Source organism: Agrobacterium larrymoorei, assembly GCF_037722385.1.
Taxonomy (GTDB): Bacteria; Pseudomonadota; Alphaproteobacteria; order Rhizobiales; family Rhizobiaceae; genus Agrobacterium; species Agrobacterium larrymoorei_C.
The window spans coordinates 1-16,690 of record NZ_JBBKAQ010000004.1 but is presented as its reverse complement, the minus strand read 5'-3'; the positions used below and the strand labels follow the sequence as shown (position 1 = coordinate 16,690).

The 16,690-nt window shown below is 56.9% G+C and carries 16 protein-coding genes; 11 read left to right on the top strand and 5 right to left on the bottom strand.

The genetic code is table 11. The annotated features are described in order from the left end of the window. Positions 1-23: 23 nt before the first annotated feature. Positions 24-983: a choline ABC transporter substrate-binding protein gene (locus WKI41_RS08165; protein ID WP_340193003.1), complete on the bottom strand. Its 960-nt coding sequence runs from the start codon at positions 981-983 to the stop codon at positions 24-26. 314 nt (positions 984-1,297) lie between these two features. Between WKI41_RS08165 and WKI41_RS08160 the strand changes: the two genes are divergently transcribed. The 4 genes from WKI41_RS08160 (at position 1,298) to WKI41_RS08145 (ending at position 4,879) form a co-directional block, all read left to right on the top strand. Next, positions 1,298-1,879, top strand: coding sequence for a thymidine kinase (locus WKI41_RS08160; protein ID WP_340193002.1), 582 nt, complete (start codon positions 1,298-1,300; stop codon positions 1,877-1,879). Positions 1,880-1,991: 112 nt separating this feature from the next. Beyond that, entirely contained in the window at positions 1,992-2,441 is a 450-nt protein-coding gene (locus WKI41_RS08155; protein WP_340193001.1) for a pseudoazurin, read from the top strand. A 97-nt stretch (positions 2,442-2,538) separates the two neighbouring features. Then, the gene (locus tag WKI41_RS08150; protein ID WP_340193000.1) at positions 2,539-3,555 is read left to right on the top strand and encodes a hypothetical protein; all 1,017 of its coding nucleotides are present in this window, start codon (positions 2,539-2,541) and stop codon (positions 3,553-3,555) included. A 112-nt stretch (positions 3,556-3,667) separates the two neighbouring features. Next, positions 3,668-4,879 (top strand): DUF2333 family protein, encoded by a 1,212-nt coding sequence (locus WKI41_RS08145; protein WP_340192999.1) that lies wholly within the window; start codon positions 3,668-3,670, stop codon positions 4,877-4,879. 151 nt (positions 4,880-5,030) lie between these two features. On the opposite strand, the gene WKI41_RS08140 is transcribed toward WKI41_RS08145, so the two are convergent. Further along, complete coding sequence (locus tag WKI41_RS08140; protein WP_340192998.1) at positions 5,031-5,747, bottom strand: helix-turn-helix transcriptional regulator; 717 nt, start codon at positions 5,745-5,747, stop codon at positions 5,031-5,033. 226 nt (positions 5,748-5,973) lie between these two features. Beyond that, complete coding sequence (locus WKI41_RS08135) at positions 5,974-6,495, bottom strand: TIGR00645 family protein (RefSeq protein WP_340192997.1); 522 nt, start codon at positions 6,493-6,495, stop codon at positions 5,974-5,976. Between the two features lie 361 nt (positions 6,496-6,856). On the opposite strand from WKI41_RS08135, the gene WKI41_RS08130 reads away from it, so the two are divergent. Next, positions 6,857-9,100 (top strand): TonB-dependent hemoglobin/transferrin/lactoferrin family receptor, encoded by a 2,244-nt coding sequence (locus WKI41_RS08130; RefSeq protein WP_340192996.1) that lies wholly within the window; start codon positions 6,857-6,859, stop codon positions 9,098-9,100. Between the two features lie 44 nt (positions 9,101-9,144). On the opposite strand, the gene WKI41_RS08125 is transcribed toward WKI41_RS08130, so the two are convergent. Continuing rightward, a complete protein-coding gene (locus WKI41_RS08125; protein WP_340192995.1) occupies positions 9,145-10,095 on the bottom strand; it encodes an extensin family protein in 951 nt (316 codons plus the stop codon). A 298-nt stretch (positions 10,096-10,393) separates the two neighbouring features. Here WKI41_RS08125 and WKI41_RS08120 point away from each other — a divergent pair, with 298 nt between their 5' ends. The 6 genes from WKI41_RS08120 (at position 10,394) to queF (ending at position 16,126) form a co-directional block, all read left to right on the top strand. Further along, entirely contained in the window at positions 10,394-12,583 is a 2,190-nt protein-coding gene (locus WKI41_RS08120) for an anthranilate synthase (RefSeq protein ID WP_340192994.1), read from the top strand. Between the two features lie 59 nt (positions 12,584-12,642). Next, positions 12,643-13,377, top strand: coding sequence for a TIGR02117 family protein (locus WKI41_RS08115; protein WP_340192993.1), 735 nt, complete (start codon positions 12,643-12,645; stop codon positions 13,375-13,377). A gap of 178 nt (positions 13,378-13,555) precedes the next feature. Beyond that, positions 13,556-14,188: a LysE family translocator gene (locus tag WKI41_RS08110; protein WP_340192992.1), complete on the top strand. Its 633-nt coding sequence runs from the start codon at positions 13,556-13,558 to the stop codon at positions 14,186-14,188. Between the two features lie 30 nt (positions 14,189-14,218). Beyond that, the gene (locus WKI41_RS08105; protein ID WP_340192991.1) at positions 14,219-14,614 is read left to right on the top strand and encodes a glyoxalase superfamily protein; all 396 of its coding nucleotides are present in this window, start codon (positions 14,219-14,221) and stop codon (positions 14,612-14,614) included. Between the two features lie 126 nt (positions 14,615-14,740). After that, on the top strand, positions 14,741-15,658 hold the full coding sequence (locus WKI41_RS08100; protein WP_340192990.1) for a cation diffusion facilitator family transporter: 918 nt from the start codon (positions 14,741-14,743) through the stop codon (positions 15,656-15,658). A 3-nt stretch (positions 15,659-15,661) separates the two neighbouring features. After that, positions 15,662-16,126 carry a preQ(1) synthase gene (gene queF / locus WKI41_RS08095; RefSeq protein WP_062426350.1) on the top strand — a complete coding sequence of 155 codons (465 nt, stop codon included), beginning with the start codon at positions 15,662-15,664 and terminating at the stop codon, positions 16,124-16,126. Between the two features lie 99 nt (positions 16,127-16,225). On the opposite strand, the gene WKI41_RS08090 is transcribed toward queF, so the two are convergent. Beyond that, a partial coding sequence (locus WKI41_RS08090) for a DUF2076 domain-containing protein (protein WP_340192989.1) occupies positions 16,226-16,690 on the bottom strand: 465 nt, incomplete at its 5' end.

The window sequence follows — 16,690 nt, the reverse complement described above, 5'->3', positions numbered from 1 at the left end:
CGTGATAGGCAATTTACCGGCCCTTAGAGGCCGATATTCTTCTTGGCTGCGGCCAGCGCATCGCCGCTACCGTCCTTGGTCTTCACGCCTGCAAGCCATGGCTCGATAACGCTTGGGTTGGCCTTCAGCCATGCGGTGGCTGCAGCTTCGCCTTCCATGCCGTCATTCAGGATTTTGCCCATGATCTCGTTTTCCATCGGAAGCGAGAATTGCAGGTTCTTGAGGAAGGTCCCGACATTCGGGCATTCATCCAGATAGCCTTTGCGGACATTGGTGTAGATCGTCGCGCCGCCGAGGTTCGGACCAAAGACGTCATCGCCGCCTGTCAGATAGGTCAGCTTGAAATTGGAATTCATTGGGTGGGGTTCCCAGCCGAGGAAGACGATCGGCTCGCCGGACTTATCGGCACGGGCTACCTGCGCCAGCATGCCCTGTTCGGAGGATTCCACCACCTGGAAGTCCTTCAGGCCAAAAGTATCTTTCTCGACCATGCCGAGAATCAGGCGGTTGCCGTCATTGCCGGGCTCGATGCCGTAAATCTTGCCGCCGAGCTCGCTGCTGTGGGATGCGATATCCTTGAAGTCCTTGATGCCGAGCTCAGCACCCTTGGCATTGGTCGCAAGCGTGTATTTTGCGCCGGTGAGATTTTCGCGAACGGTCTCCACGGACTTGTCGTCGCGGTAAGGCTTGATGTCGCCTTCCATTGTCGGCATCCAGTTGCCGAGGAAGACGTCGATGTCCTTGTTCTTCAGCGATGTGTACGTTACCGGAACGGAAAGGATTTTGACGTCTGTGTCGTAGCCGAGGCTTTTGAGAATGACAGAAGCCGTGGCGGTCGTGGCGGTGATGTCGGTCCAGCCGACGTCGGAGAAGCGGACGGTTCCGCAGCTTGCCGGTTCGGCAGCCTTCGCGCTGGTGGAAAAGACGGCGATTGCGGAAACTGCCGCGGCAAGAGCCAGATAGCGACGTTGATGTGCAAGCATTGCTTACTCCCTTTTTTGTTCCCTTATCCATTATCAATATCCGCCAATCACAATCAACTCATGCGCATTTGCGTGGGTGGCGGTGTTGTTTGCGACATTGCACGCTATCGGCTGCGACGACCAGAGCGCCGAGCGCCCTTTTTTGCGTACGAGCACGCTCTATTTCCTCGTATCCACGCGCTGCGCTTTTTGCGACTTCGAACACGATTTTCGGGCCGGCGCTGGTAGAGCGAAAGCTGTGACTTTTGTTCGGGCACCCTTCCTTCTGCCGCCCTTGCGGGGCAAAAGAGCCTGAAAGCTGTTTGGAGAGTATGATGGCCAAGCTCTATTTCAATTACTCGGCGATGAATGCCGGAAAATCGACCATGCTCTTGCAGGCGTCCTATAATTATCAGGAGCGTGGCATGCGCACGCTGATCTTTACGGCTGCCTTCGATAACAGGGCAGGGGTGGGGAAGGTAGCCTCACGCATCGGGCTGTCTTCGGATGCGATGATTTTTGAAGACAGCACGGATATTTTTGCCGAGGTGGCCCGGCTGCATGCGGAAGAGCCGGTTGCCTGCGTCTTTATCGACGAAGCGAATTTTCTCTCCGAACATCATGTTTGGCAGCTGGCCATGATTGCCGACAAGCTGAGCATTCCGGTAATGACCTATGGCTTGCGCACCGATTTTCAGGGCAAACTTTTCCCTGCGTCCAAGGAGTTGCTGGCGATTGCCGACGAGCTTCGGGAAATCCGCACCATCTGCCATTGCGGGCGAAAGGCAACCATGGTGGCGCGCTTCGATGAAAGCGGTAAGGTCGTGAAGGAAGGCGCGCAGATCGATGTCGGCGGCAACGAAAAATACGTCTCTTTCTGCCGTCGCCACTGGGTGGAAGCCGTTCAGGAGGCGTGAGTGTGATCTGCTCGGCTTCGTTTGATTTTGGTCAAAGAAGCCAGGCGCGTGAGAGGGTAGGACCTGTCTTGGACAGACCGCAACAGGCGGTTCCACTTCAGGAGTAAGCACAATGCACAGTCACGTTCTTCGTCTTCTCACCGCTGCCGCTGTTGCCGGCTTCTTCACCTTTCCAGCTGCTGCTGCCGAAATCGAGATCAAGATGCTGAACAAGGGCACGGATGGCCAGGCGATGGTGTTCGAGCCGGCAGCCGTGAAGGCGAGTGTGGGCGACGTCATAACCTTCGTTCCCGTCGACAAGGGTCACGATGCGGCGTCGATCAAGGAACTCATGCCGGACGGCGTTGCTGAAGCCAAGGGGAAGATGAACGAGACGCTGAAATTCACGGTCAATAAGGAAGGCGCCTACGTCTTCAAATGCACGCCGCATTTTGGCATGGGCATGGTGGCGCTTGTGGTCGTTGGCGATCAACCTGCCAATCTCGATGCGGTAAAGGCGGGCAAGATGCCGAAGAAGGCGCGTGAACGGCTGGATGCTGAACTGGCAAAGCTCAATCTCTGAGCGCTTCTTCCTTCATGCTCTCGCATTGAGATAAGGCCGTTCGTGGATATATGAAACGTGCGGCCTTGGGCGCAGTCGATTCGGGAGAGAAGCAGTCATGGCGAAGACGCCGCCACTTGAGAGCGAGATTGAAAAGGCAAAGGCTGCAATCGCTGAGGCACGTGCAGCCGAGACCAGCCTCCTCCAACAGTTCTCGACGATCTCGGACACAGATGAGGCAGACACCAGTCATGATCGCGAGCGTCAGGCGCTTGATTCTGTTCTGGCGCGCCACGACGAAGTCGAGAAGGTTCTTGCCAATCTGGCCCTCTACATCTCCGGCGATATCGAAAGATGCTTCGAGCGTTTCGATGCCGCCAGCGAGCGGACGCGTTACGAAAATATCATCGCATTCTTCTCGCGCAACAACGCCAAGAGACATCAGGCCGAACGGGCAAAGAAGCTCGCGATCGTCGAGGCCTTGAAGCGGTTGCTTTTTCTTGCCGATGATGTGGCCACGCTTTTAGCGGATGAGAAAGCGGCTGCTTCGAAGCTTCACGAGACATGTGAAGCGCCGTTGCTGGCGATCATGGAAAAGCGTCGCCAATTGTCAGCCGAGATCGAGGCAGGGCGTCAGCGGTTGAAGGAAATCAATGCGTCGCTGGCAACCACGCAGTGGAAGCTCGGCAGCGTTACCGACGACAAGCGCCGCGCTTCGCTAGAGACCGAGCGCGAAAGCCTGTCGCTGGAGTTGGAAGAACAGGACAAATCCTATCAGATTTTAAGAGCCCGTCACCAAAGGCTGGAGGAGCAGATCCTGCTGCAGGAATCACTCTCCCAAGATGCGACGCAGCGGCTGTCGGCCCACGCCGTGCTCTATAACATGCTGTCGCTGGAGATGGAGCGCGCCATTCAACTCTACGGCGCCATCACCATGACGCTTGACGGGTTGATGCGGGAGGTCGGCGAGAGGGAGGCTTCTCTCCATCCGCATCTTCTCGATCTTCTCAAGATTCATGCGCACAACGCCATCACGCTGGATGATATCGACAAGCGGAAGCAGCCCGTCACCAACGCCTTTGCTCGTCGCTACAGAACAGAGCGAGCGCGCGTCGTGGGAATTGAACGCGCTTAACGGTAAAAAGATACCTGTGCCGCGTTGTATCCATGTCGCGCGCACCTATCTGAGAACGGAGCTTCACTCAGCAATAGAGTTGGCCGGTGACTGACAATCGAGAGAGGTGAGCATGCTTGATTCCGTTTCGGCGTTCTTCAGACGTGTTTTCAGCGCGCTTGGACGAGGCCTCTCGGTTCTTGGCGCGGCGCTGATCTGGCCGTTTCGCGCCAGGCGAGGATATGCGGGCGAGCGGACGTGGATGATACAGGCACCGCTTGCTGTCGGGCTCGTGCTTCTCTTTGCTCTCTATGGCTACTTCATTTGGCAGACCCAGGTCTGGACGAATTTCAATCCTGATTATGTCGACGACTATAAGCTTTCGACCCGCACCGTCGGAGCCGGTCAGGAGCTGCCAGCCACGCCAGCGTCCCTGCCACAGGCGCAAACCGGAACGCAGACCGCAGCTCAGTCAACGACCGAAGGAACTGCAAATGCGCCAGCCCCGGTGGCTACGGCGCCGGCGGCCCGAAGCTGCCAACCGTCGGCCACCGTGGATGTCGCGGCCGGCCTGATTGATTTCAATGTCGATCAGAACGCCTGGATCTCATCGATGCTGCTCTACAAGCTCGGCCTCTTCGGCATCGACTGGGACAGCACGCCGTTTCTGGACAACAAGGCCTCGTTCCAGCGCGGCGTGAACCAGGCGGTTCGCCGTACTGCAGTCGAGCTTGTCGATACGCTCGGTCGCGTTCGCGGAACGTCGGGGATCAATAACGACCTGCAGAATGCCCGCGGTAATCTGCAATATGACGAGTATTCATGGTATTTCGGCTTGAGCCCCTTCGGCCCGAAGACGCCGACGCCAAGCTACTATCGTTCGGCGGCCGAAAGCCTGCGCAAGTTCAATGTCAGCCTCGGTCAATGCGCGTCTGTCTTCGATACGCGCGCGGATAACCTGATCCAGTTCATCGACCGCATCGCCAATGATATCGGCGGCACATCTGCAATCCTGCGCGAGCGTTCCGAGAATTATAATGGCGGATGGTTCGATACCCGCGCGGATGACCGTTTCTGGTTTGCTTACGGTCAACTCTATGGCTATTACGGCATCCTGTCCGCTGCAGGTGCCGATTTCCAGCAGGTCATTCGCGAGCGCAACGTGACCAGCCTTTGGAACGACACGCTTGCCCAAACACGTGCAGCGCTGCGCATACAGCCCTTCATCATTTCCAATGGGGATGAGAGTGGCTGGGTCATGCCTTCGCATCTGGCGACGATGGGATTCTACGTGCTTCGCGTTCGCTCCAACCTTGTGGAGCTGCGCTCGGTGCTGGATCGCTGACTACGAAATTGCAGGGCGCTCTGCAGCCGATTGCAGAGCGCTCGAAACACCTCTTGAAGCTGTTCAGCTATTCTGTGCCGTCACGCGGCATCGAGCAATGACGTGAAGAATCCAGCGCGAGCTGTGAGATCGTTCCAAGGTCGGGCGAAGATCAGCTGATGACCTTGAGGCGAATGGCCTTGGCCACGAGTTGGGTACGGTTGACGCAATCCATCTTCTTGATCGCATTGTTCAGATAGGCATTGATCGTATGGTCCGAGAGCGAGAGGATTTGTCCGATCTCGGAGGATGTCTTGCCGTGCGAGGTCCAGCGAATGACTTCAATCTCGCGCTTCGTCAGCGTTTTTGGCGCCACCAGCTCGGCTTTGCGAATCCGATCATAGACGTCGAAGGCGTGGATTGCGACGATTCCCAGTTCATTGAGTACGCTCTGACTGGGCTTTGGACATTGTCCTTCGAAGCGCAGCACGTAGCGCCGACCGTTCAAGCAGTTAATGGGGGCAATGACACCATTGATGATGCCATACTTTACCATCAAGTCCTTGATCTCCTGGCTGTAGGGCGGGATGGGAATATCATCCTCGAAGCACCAGTATTGCGGAACCGAAGAGTCCGCGATTTTTGCCAGGATAGGACAGTCAGGCAGTTTGCGTTGCTGGTCGACGCTGCGAATGAAGCCCACCGGTATCGTGGTCTCCAGAATGACCGGACCCAGCGTATCATCGCCTTGCGTCGGCACTTTCATCAATGTCGTATGGGTGAAGCCGAATGTCTTGGTGAGGCGTGATATCGTCTGCAGCCACTCAGGACGGCTTTTGGAGGCCGCGATGTCTCTACAAAATATCGACTGCCGTTCCAGTGTCGTCATGTTAATTACATTCGATAGAGTTTATATGTGAAAATCAAGAAATATACGAATGATAACAAATTTCCACCCCTAATTTCCAGTAGTCCCCATTTTGGTTAGTGTGGTGTTTCTCTAATCGTTTGAATATCTTGCTTGGGAAATTACGATTTGCGATCGCGCGCCCCGAAACCGGGGCAGGCGCATCTGTTTGTCGTGAGTAGCCGTCAGAATCTTCAGTGCGATGAGATCAGAGGTCGAGATCGGCCTTGCCCGGTTTCGGCTTGTTCATCAGCTTTTCCAGAAAGCCCAGCATCACCGCGGAGATGACGAAAGCCAGGTGGATGATGGTGAACCACATCAGCTTGCTGTCAGAATACTGGTTGGCGTTGAGGAAGATCTGCAAAAGGTGGATCGACGAAATGGCTACGATTGAGGAAGCGACCTTGATCTTGAGGCTGCCCGCATCGAGCTTGCCGAGGAAGGAAACCTCATCGCCAGCTTCATCGAAGCGGCTGACGAAGTTCTCATAGCCTGAAATCATCACCATAACGATGAGGCTTGCTACCAGTGCGGCGTCGATAAGCGCAAGCATGGCGAGAATCATGTCGGCGTCGGTGTAGACGAAAACGTTCTGGGCAATTTTCAGAAATTTCAGAGCGAAGGAAAAGGCGTAAACGGCAAGTGCTGCGACCAGCCCGAAATAGAAGACGACGAGGATCCAGCGGCTGGATAGAATGATTCGTTCAATAATGAGTTCAAGTGATTTCATTTGAGAGGGGCGCCTCTGGCTCGCGTTAAGATAATGTGCGTGGTCGTAAAGCGGTGATTTAAGCGGAAGAAGACGATCTTCAAGAGCTTGGCATGTTGCACATTCTGTTTATCACACGGTGTCTTTGGGCGGTTTGAGACTGAGGTGGTCGGCGCGCGCCGTCACAATTTTGCAACAATGCAGACCGCGTCAAATGATGACTATTATAATCATATTTATATGTTGACTCACATAATCATGTTTTCTAATTCTCCCTGAGCGGCTCAGCCGTCACATTTCAGCACATATCCGTCGAGCTCGCCTCAGGCTGCAGCGCGCACCAGCGCGCGTGCCTCACGCTGTTCGATATCAGGGGGTCACCATGCTTATCCGCGGTTCTCAATCCGCCTTGTTCGTCTGCACAGCGCTTGCGCTCGTGTTCAACAATGTCAGCGCTCAGGCGCAGACCGCGCCCCCGCAGGACGGACAACAACCCACCGTGCTGAAACGCATCGTCATCAAGGGTGCGCGTGCCGCGGCAGGCAACCCGGCCGCCAACGCAGCGTCCGATACGCCGCTTGCCAGCGTGACGACGGCAGAAGACATCCGCAAGAAGGACATCAGCAATCTGCGCGATCTCGGCAATACGACGGAGCCGGGGGTGGATTACGTCGCCAGTCGGCCAGGTGCGGCAGGTGGCACCTTCATCCGCGGCCTAGGCGGCGCGCGAATTGCAACGTTGATAGATGGTATCCCTATTCCATATTTGGAGACACTCACACGAAGTGGTTCATCCTCCCCGACCACTGGCATCAGCGACAGTACAGATAGCTTCGATTTCTCCTCGCTTTCGACCATTGATATCGTCCGCGGTGCTGATTCCAGCCGGATTGGTTCTGGTGCAATGGCGGGCGCGATCGTTCTCAACACACTCGAACCTGACGATGTTATAGGTCTGGATAAGGACTGGGGTATCATCGCCAAGACTGGTTACGATAGCGCAGATCGGAGCGTCAGCGGTTCAGCGGCTGTTGCGAAACGCGTCGGTGGTACTTCCGTTCTGCTACAAGGTGGCTACAAGCGCGGACACGAATTGGAGGGCAAAGGTAACGACGACATTATCGGTACTTTGCGTACTAAGAAAAATCCCTCCGACACCTACCAGCGCAGCGTGATGTTTAAGCTTAGGCAGGAGGTCGAGGGAGGTCATATCCTCGGGTTTACGGTCGAGCGGTTCGATAAGGACATTGATACGGACCTCAAGACGTTGCAATCTTCTGCTACAGCAACCTCACTCCGACCCGGCGACTACTGGGGCTACGATGAGACCAAGCGTGATCGCGTGTCGATCGATTACCGCTACGAGGCACCTGAGACGGGTGGACTGATAGATGCGGCTAGCCTAACGCCCTACTGGCAGCGTTTGACGAAGGAAGCCGGATCGTTCGGATATCGAAACAACGGGACGCGCTACGAACGTCACAACATGACTGAGGAAAGCGCCTTTGGCGTGACCGGAGGCACTGTTTCAACATTTGACACGGGTGACTACCGCCACACCGTTCGGTTCGGTGGTAATGCGCAAATTTTCGACTACAAGCAATATTTGACGTCGATTACCGGCGCGGCCAATGCCTCTCAGGCTGATGTTCCCAAGGTGGAGGGAGCCCGCCTAGGAGCCTACTTGGATGATGAAATCGCTTTCGGTAACAGTGGTTTCAAGCTTACCCCCGGCGTCCGCTTCGATTGGTACGACTATAGTCCGAAAAACTCCTCCGGCTTCACCGGCAACACCGGGTTCACTTATTTCGGTTTGCCAGCAGACAAGAGCGGTTCGCGCTTATCGCCAAAGCTGCTGGCCTCCTATGAACTGACGCCCGATTTACAACTCTTTGCGCAGTGGTCCATGTCTTTCCGCGCGCCGACAATGACAGAGCTTTACAGCAACTTCACCAACAATGCCGTAGGATACACCGTAATCGGCAACCCGACCCTCAAGGATGAGACTGGTAACGGATTTGAACTTGGTGCGAATTATGATTCCGGTGATGTGACTGGAAAGCTCACGGTTTTTCATAATCGGTACCGCAATTTCATCGATACAACCTCACGTGTTACCGCTGATTTTCCGCTTGGTTACAACAGTTGGGCCAACCGGGAGAGCGTTCATATCTCCGGTGTCGAAGTCTCTAGCCGCAAAGAATTCGATAACGGCATCTTTCTTCACGGATCGCTGGCCTATGCCTATGGTCGAGATCAGAATAACGGAGAATTCATACGAACAATCGCTCCCGTCAAAGCCATCATTGGGATCGGGTACCAGCAAGAGACCTGGGGGACTGAGCTGTCTGGGGTTGCGGCTGGAGGAATGCGAAGCGACGGAAAACCTCAGACCTTTGAAGCATCGGGTTACCGTATCGCTAATTTAACTGGCTGGTGGGAGCCTGAGACTCTTAAAGGACTTCGGGTTCAGGCCGGCGTATATAACATCTTCGACAAAACCTACTGGAACGCGGTTGGAGTGCGCGATATCAACCCCGATGCCCAAACGACCGTCAATCAGCCTACCGCCTATTACACGGAACCAGGTCGCGCATTCAAAATTTCGCTAACGAAGACATTCTGAGCGCATTGTGCGAGCGTTGGGCGGCCTCGGCCGCCCTTTACGCTTCATCGACAGTATAAATACCCACCCTTCCGCTCCAGCACATCCAGATGCAGATGGTCCTGATGGGTGGCGTCGCTTCCGGGCGATAGGACAGTGCGGAAGAAGAGGCAGGCAGCGGTGGTGATTGTGCGCTGGAAGGCACCCTCAAGGGTACCGTCTTCGCCGCGCGGCTTCATCACCAGCGGTTCGCCCTTGTCGAAGGTCATGGTGGCAATATCCACTGCATTGCCCTTGGCGTGTTCGGACATCTTGCCCGTGGCCGCACTGTTGCGGTTGCGGCAGATATAGGTCGAGGCATTCCCAAACGCCGTGACCTGACGGTCGGGCATGGCGATTTTGGCAGTCGGGATGACCACATCCTTCGTCCAGCGGGAAAGCGCAAGGGCTGCCTCGCAGCGCATCGTTCCCTTTGGCTCGAGTTTGATGCCGGGTAGAACTGCAGTGATTTCCAGCGGAGACGCGATGCCGCAGCCTTCTTCCTCGCCCTTGATCGGCTCGATCTCCCGGAACTCGGCGCCGAGTTCTTTCAGTTGCGACAGGCAGGCTTTCAGCTCTTCCGGATCCTCTTGTTTCACCGGTTCGACTGCGGGCTCTTCAGATTTCTTCTCTGGCGCAGGCGTTGCATCAATCGGCTTTGCGTCGCTGGGCTTGGCTTCCTCTGCTTTGTCGGCTTCCGGCTTTCTTTCCTCAGACTTCTTCTCATCCTGCTTCTTGCCATCAACAGGTGCCGCGTCTTGAGTGCTCGGCGTCTCAGGCTTTTCCTGCGGTTTTGGCACTGTGCTCTCTACCGGCGGTGAAACCTGATCCTGCGCTTTCCCAGTCTTTTCATGTGAGGTCGGCTGTTCAGGCGCTTCCTGCTGAGGTTTTGCTTCCGGAACCGGAACCTGTTTTGGCGGTTCGGCTGCAGCGATCAGTATCGATGCCGCTGCCAGAATAAAGACACGATGAAACATGGTTATCTTTCGCCCCCTGCCGCGCAGATGATTGCGCGAAGGTGAGAACGCGCAAATGGGCGATCCGGTTCAGGCAGGCCTTGCAAATCCGCTTGCCAAGGGCGTCTCTTGCCGCTAACAATTCCAGCCATGAACACAACGTCGAAGAACATTGCGATCTGGTGGTGGGGCAGCTGAGGCGGCCTTCGACCAGTCATGTTCACACGACACGTCCAAGCCGCCCGAAATTTCAGGCGGCTTTTTTGTTATTCTGCCGCCGGGTCATCAACGGGTCTAAAAAACGGGAACTGCGAGTCAAATGGTTACAATCACTCAGGATGACGGTTCGGAAATTTACGAGACCAAGGGCGGTATCAAGGTCTCGCGCACGCGTCGCGCCGCCGATTATGCCACAGCAATCGACAGCTATGTCGATGGTCTCGATTCCCGTCGGGGCGCGGTCTTCTCGTCCAACTATGAGTATCCTGGCCGCTACACGCGCTGGGACACCGCCATCATCGATCCGCCGCTTGGCATTTCCTCTTTCGGGCGGAAGATGTGGATCGAAGCCTATAACGGCCGTGGCGAGGTGCTGCTTTCCTTCATTGCTGAGAAGCTGAAAGCAACGCCGGATTTGACACTGGGTGCGTTGACCGCCCGCCGTCTCGATCTGACGGTCAACGAGCCGGACCGGGTCTTCACCGAGGAAGAGCGCTCCAAGATCCCGACCGTTTTCACGCCGCTTCGTGCCATTGTCGACCTGTTCTATTCCAGCGCGGACTCGGCCATCGGGCTCTTCGGCGCCTTTGGCTATGATCTTGCCTTCCAGTTCGATGCCATCAAGCTGTCGCTGCAGCGCCCGGAAGACCAGCGCGACATGGTGCTTTTCCTACCGGATGAAATTCTGGTGGTGGATCACTACTCCGCAAAGGCCTGGATCGACCGATACGATTTCGAGAAGGCGGGAGTGACCACGCAGGGCAAGTCGGAGGAGACTGCGCAGGAGCCGTTCAAGACCACCGATACCATCCCGCCGCGCGGTGATCATCATCCTGGCGAGTATTCCGAGCTGGTGATCAAGGCGAAAGAGAGTTTCCGTCGCGGTGATCTCTTCGAAGTGGTGCCGGGCCAAAAGTTCATGGAGCGCTGCGACAGCAATCCATCGGCGATTTCCCGTCGTCTGAAAGCAATCAATCCGTCGCCCTATTCCTTCTTCATCAATCTCGGCCATCAGGAATATCTGGTCGGCGCATCGCCAGAAATGTTCGTGCGCGTGTCGGGCCGCCGCATCGAAACCTGCCCGATTTCGGGCACCATCAAGCGTGGCGACGATCCGATTGCCGATAGCGAGCAGATCCTCAAGCTGTTGAATTCGAAGAAGGACGAATCCGAACTCACCATGTGCTCGGATGTCGACCGCAACGACAAGAGCCGTGTGTGCGAGCCGGGTTCCGTCAAGGTCATCGGCCGTCGCCAGATCGAGATGTATTCGCGCCTCATCCACACTGTCGACCACATCGAAGGACGCCTTCGCGACGACATGGATGCCTTCGATGGCTTCCTCAGCCATGCCTGGGCCGTGACGGTGACCGGCGCGCCAAAGCTCTGGGCGATGCGTTTCATCGAAAACCATGAAAAGAGCCCACGTGCCTGGTACGGTGGGGCTATCGGCATGGTCGGCTTCAATGGCGACATGAATACGGGACTGACGCTGCGCACCATCCGCATCAAGGATGGCATCGCGGAAGTCCGGGCAGGGGCGACGCTGCTCAACGATTCCATTCCACAGGAAGAAGAAGCGGAAACCGAACTGAAGGCATCGGCCATGATTGCAGCCATTCGCGACGCAAAAGCCCAGAATTCTGCCGTTGGCAAGCGCGATGCGGCCAAGGTCGGAACGGGCGTGAAGATCCTGCTGGTCGATCACGAAGACAGTTTCGTGCATACGCTGGCGAATTACTTCCGCCAGACGGGGGCGACGGTCTCGACCGTCCGGACTCCGGTTCCGGCGGAAATCTTCGATCGGTTCCAGCCGGATCTCGTGGTCCTCTCTCCCGGACCAGGCAACCCCGGCGATTTCGATTGCAAGGCGACGATCAAGGCTGCGCGTTCGCGCGAACTGCCGATCTTCGGTGTGTGCCTCGGGCTCCAGGCGCTGGCGGAAGCCTATGGCGGTGAGCTTCGCCAACTGGCGATCCCGATGCATGGCAAGCCCTCGCGCATCCGCGTTCTGGAGCCGGGCCTCGTCTTTTCCGGCCTCGGCAAGGAAGTGACTGTTGGTCGTTACCACTCGATCTTTGCCGATCCTGCCACGCTTCACCGCGATTTCATGATCACGGCTGAAAGCGAAGACGGCACGATCATGGGCATCGAGCACACGAAAGAGCCGGTCGCTGCGGTTCAGTTCCACCCGGAATCGATCATGACGCTTGGCGGCGATGCCGGTATGCGGATGATCGAGAATGTGGTGACGCATCTGGTTCGCAAGGCGAAGACCAAGGCTGCTTGAGATGAATGGACTGGCGGGGACTTTGGTCGCCGCCATTTCTCCTGATCGCGTGAGCGCTGGTGAAGATCCTCAAATATATATTTATCGCGGTTGCTTTCGTCGTCGCTGGCATTGCTTTGGGCGCCATCGTTCCGAGGCAGCCTGCCCTTGCCGATAACGCTTTGCCTGCGGACGCCTCTCGTCGCATTCTGGTGCTCAGCAATCCAATCCACACCGATATCGCCGTGCCGGTGGATGCAGACCTTCTGGTGCGCTTTGCCTTTCTGCGGGATGCCAACCTCCAGATCGATCACCCGGGTCTTCGCTATATTGTCTTCGGCTGGGGTGGCCGGGCCTTCTACACGCAAACGCCGACGTGGGCCGATCTTAAACCCATGCCTGTGTTGAAGAGCTTTACCGTCGATCAGTCAGTGATGCATGTGGCGCTTGCCGGCGATATCCCACTCTCCGATCCGAGTGTTATGGCGGTCGACCTTTCACCGGCTGGATATGCGAGAATGCTCGATTTTATTGTTACGAGCTTTTCACGGCCGGAGGGGAGGGAGGTTCCGCTCATTGGCCAGTCTTATGGTGCCGACGATGCGTTTTTCGAAGCGGAAGGGTCTTTCAACGTCTTGGTCGGCTGCAACATCTGGACGGCCGCAGCCCTTCGGCAAGCGGGGATCGGCACGGGCTTGTGGACGCCGTTGCCCTGGCTTTTAACGACGTCCTTGCACCTGCATAATGAGGCTGTTGTTTTTCCGAAAGGCCGCTTCAGGTTGCCAGATAGCGATGAGCGACAGTCGAGCCGGTAGCGACGTTGCTGCACCCTCTCTGTCCTGCCGGACATCTCCCTCTTAAGGGGGAGATCGAGTAGCGGCGGGGGGCAGAAACGCCCCCACCGTTCAACGCCTCGGCGCGCTCTGAATTGACACGACACCGCCAGTCGGATGACATAGCACCTGAAGCCCTGCGCGAAGAAAGCCAGCCACAATGCTCGACCTCCACCAACTTCTGATCGTCTACGCCGCCTATATCATCGCGACCGCGAGCCCTGGCCCGAGCAACATGACGATCATGGGCGTTGCCATGAGCCAGGGCAGGGCGCCGGCTGTGGTGCTTGCGCTCGGTGTGATGACCGGGTCTCTGACCTGGGCTGCGATTGCCGCAACCGGCCTCTCCGCCGTGCTCGCTTCCTTTGCCAACGCACTGTTCGTCATCAAGATCGCCGGTGGGATTTATCTCTTGTATTTGGCGTACAAGTCCGCACGATCCGCTTTCATCAACGCGCCTCAGGCGGGGATTGGCGTCGCTGGTGGTGGCAGGACGGATTATGGAAAGCTCTATCGTCGCGGCCTTTTGCTGCATCTGACCAATCCCAAGGCGGTTCTGGGATGGCTGGCCGTCATGTCGCTTGGCCTCAAACCCGGTGCGGGTTCTGCCACGCTCGCCGCCATCGTCGGCGGTTGCGCCGTGCTAGGCTTGGTGATCTTCTGTGGCTATGCACTGCTGTTTTCTACCGCGCCTGCTATCCGCATTTACCAAAAGGCCAAGCGCTCGATTGAGACAACGCTTGCGCTCTTTTTCGGTTTTGTGGGTATCAAGCTGCTACTGAGCAAAGTTTGAGATAGAGCGCCAATCAGACGGGAATTTACAATGCCGCACGAAACGCACACCACCCGCTTCACCCGTGTCTGCCCTATTCTTCGTATTTTCGATGAGGCCAAGGCGCGCGAGTTCTACGTCGACTTCCTCGGCTTCTCGGTGGATTGGGAACATCGCTTCGGCGAAAAATTTCCGCTCTATATGCAGGTTTCGCGCGCAGGCCTGGTTCTTCACCTCTCTGGACATCATGGCGACGCGACGCCTGGCTCGAATATCTTTGTGGAGACCGTTGGCGTCGAAGCGTATCAGCGTGAGCTTGTGGCTAAGGACTACACTTACATGAAGCCAGGCGTCGAGCCGCTGCCGTGGGGCATGCAGCTGGAAGTGACCGATCCCTTCGGCAACCGCATCCGTTTCTGCGAGCGCAAAGAGACGGAAAGCGCTTGACCCTCCGGCAAGATTAAATCATAGAACGCGCCAACAGCGAACCGCCTGCACGAAACCTCGTGCGGGCGGTTCATGCGTTTTAAGGGTCATTTCTGCAATTCGTTTGCATCTGCACGGGGTTTCGTCATGAATGCTGAAGGTAACGCTCTCGTCCGAAAGCTGGCTTTCTGGGGCATTCCGTTTTCGTTTCTCGTGCTTGGACTGAAACTGTCGGCATGGTGGGTCACGGGCTCCGTCGCGCTGCTATCCGACGGGCTGGAATCGACCGTCAATGTGGTTGCGGCCTTCATCGCTTACTTCGTCATTCGCTATGCGCAGAAGCCGGCTGACGACGATCATCAGTTCGGCCATCACAAGGCGGAATATATATCCGCCGTCGTCGAGGGTGTGCTGATCGTCGTCGCCGCTTTGTTGATCGTCAGGGAAGCCTGGGATGGGTTGTTTACGCCGCGCCTGCCGGAAGCACCGGTGCTGGGTCTGGCGATCAACGCCTTTGCCGGCGGGCTGAACGCGGTCTGGGCGACCATTCTCATCCGCGTCGGGCGCAAGCATGCGTCGCCTGCGCTAACCGCCGATGGCCATCATATCATGTCGGATGTCGTAACCTCGATCGGGGTTCTGATCGGTCTCGTCTTGGCGATCGTTACCGGCTATGCAATCCTCGATCCGCTGCTCGCCATTCTCGTTGCCATCAACATTCTCATTCAGGGCTCCAAGGTCATTCTCCATTCGTTGAGCGGATTGATGGACAAGGCGGTGGAGCCGGAGGAGGATGAGGCTATCAAAAAGGCGATTGCGGAGCATTCCGCGGGCGTTCTCAATGTGCACGACTTGAAGACGCGCCGGGCAGGGTCTGCCGCCTTCATCGATTTCCACGTGGTCGTGCCCGCCAGCATGTCGGTGGGCGCGGCGCATGAGATTTGCGACCGCCTTGAAGATGCCATAAGGGGCGTGATACCCGGGGCCACACTCGCCATCCACGTCGAGCCTGAAAGCGAACAGGCGCACGGCGTCAGGGTTAATGTTTTAGAACCAGGAGTTTAAGCCATGTCAGTGACGGATGTTTCCGGCCTGTCTCAGCTGGGCGCGCAGGTCGCAGCCCCTGAAAATCCCGAGAGCGCTGTTCTGGAGCGTGTGCCGAATGGCAATGCCGGAACCGATTATGTCGTGCGGTTCACTGCGCCCGAATTCACTTCGCTTTGCCCGATGACGGGACAGCCGGATTTCGCCCATATCGTCATCGACTACATTCCCGGTGACTTTCTGGTGGAATCAAAGTCGCTGAAGCTATTCCTGCATTCCTTCCGCAACCACGGGGCTTTCCACGAGGATTGCTCGATCTATATCGCAAAACGGCTGGTCGATCTGCTGGCGCCCAAGTGGCTGCGCATCGGCGCTTACTGGTATCCGCGTGGCGGTATTCCCATCGATGTGTTCTGGCAGACCGGGCCAGCGCCAGAGGGCGTCTGGCTGCCGGATCAAGGGGTGGCGACCTATCGGGGTCGCGGCTGACAGCTGATCCAAGAGCCTCCGTTGGTCCGCCGCGAAATGGCGTTTTCTTCGATTCTCGTGCTCACACCAACGGAAGTTCCTGATCAAACCGATCGAGACTTAGACGAAGGAGCTGTCATCGCCTGAGTCGAAGTCCATGTCGTTGCTGCCGTCGTCATAGCCCGTGTCGTTGTCATCGAGCGTATAGTCGGCCTGCTGCACGTCGTTGCCATTGTTATCGGCATTGGACTGCTGCTGGTCGTCACCATAATAGTTGTTGATGACCGTTTCCTCGACAGGCGCATTGCCAAGCGCGTTGCCGCCGGAGAAGGGCGAACCCCAACCGGATGACGCCATGTGGTTGGAGAAGATGCCGCTTAGCGAATTGGCAAGCAGCATGCCGCCGGCAACACCCGCGGCTGTTCCAAGTGCACCTTGAAGGAAGCTGCCGCCACCGCCACCGGAGCGGCCGAAGCCGGATGACTGCTGGCTCCATGGACCGCTTGGCTGCTGCACGTCCGGGCTTCGACCCCAAGGTCCCGCCGTCTGGCCGGACGTATCATTGCGGTAGACCGACTGCGGCTG

Excerpts from the sequence above, each read along its gene's own strand:
- WKI41_RS08165 (WP_340193003.1), bottom strand. The coding sequence starts at position 983 with ATGCTTGCACATCAACGTCGCTATCTGGCTCTTGCCGCGGCAGTTTCC.
- WKI41_RS08160 (WP_340193002.1), top strand. The coding sequence starts at position 1,298 with ATGGCCAAGCTCTATTTCAATTACTCGGCGATGAATGCCGGAAAATCG.
- WKI41_RS08155 (WP_340193001.1), top strand. The coding sequence starts at position 1,992 with ATGCACAGTCACGTTCTTCGTCTTCTCACCGCTGCCGCTGTTGCCGGC.
- WKI41_RS08150 (WP_340193000.1), top strand. The coding sequence starts at position 2,539 with ATGGCGAAGACGCCGCCACTTGAGAGCGAGATTGAAAAGGCAAAGGCT.
- WKI41_RS08145 (WP_340192999.1), top strand. The coding sequence starts at position 3,668 with ATGCTTGATTCCGTTTCGGCGTTCTTCAGACGTGTTTTCAGCGCGCTT.
- WKI41_RS08140 (WP_340192998.1), bottom strand. The coding sequence starts at position 5,747 with ATGACGACACTGGAACGGCAGTCGATATTTTGTAGAGACATCGCGGCC.
- WKI41_RS08135 (WP_340192997.1), bottom strand. The coding sequence starts at position 6,495 with ATGAAATCACTTGAACTCATTATTGAACGAATCATTCTATCCAGCCGC.
- WKI41_RS08130 (WP_340192996.1), top strand. The coding sequence starts at position 6,857 with ATGCTTATCCGCGGTTCTCAATCCGCCTTGTTCGTCTGCACAGCGCTT.
- WKI41_RS08125 (WP_340192995.1), bottom strand. The coding sequence starts at position 10,095 with ATGTTTCATCGTGTCTTTATTCTGGCAGCGGCATCGATACTGATCGCT.
- WKI41_RS08120 (WP_340192994.1), top strand. The coding sequence starts at position 10,394 with ATGGTTACAATCACTCAGGATGACGGTTCGGAAATTTACGAGACCAAG.
- WKI41_RS08110 (WP_340192992.1), top strand. The coding sequence starts at position 13,556 with ATGCTCGACCTCCACCAACTTCTGATCGTCTACGCCGCCTATATCATC.
- WKI41_RS08105 (WP_340192991.1), top strand. The coding sequence starts at position 14,219 with ATGCCGCACGAAACGCACACCACCCGCTTCACCCGTGTCTGCCCTATT.
- WKI41_RS08100 (WP_340192990.1), top strand. The coding sequence starts at position 14,741 with ATGAATGCTGAAGGTAACGCTCTCGTCCGAAAGCTGGCTTTCTGGGGC.
- queF (WP_062426350.1), top strand. The coding sequence starts at position 15,662 with ATGTCAGTGACGGATGTTTCCGGCCTGTCTCAGCTGGGCGCGCAGGTC.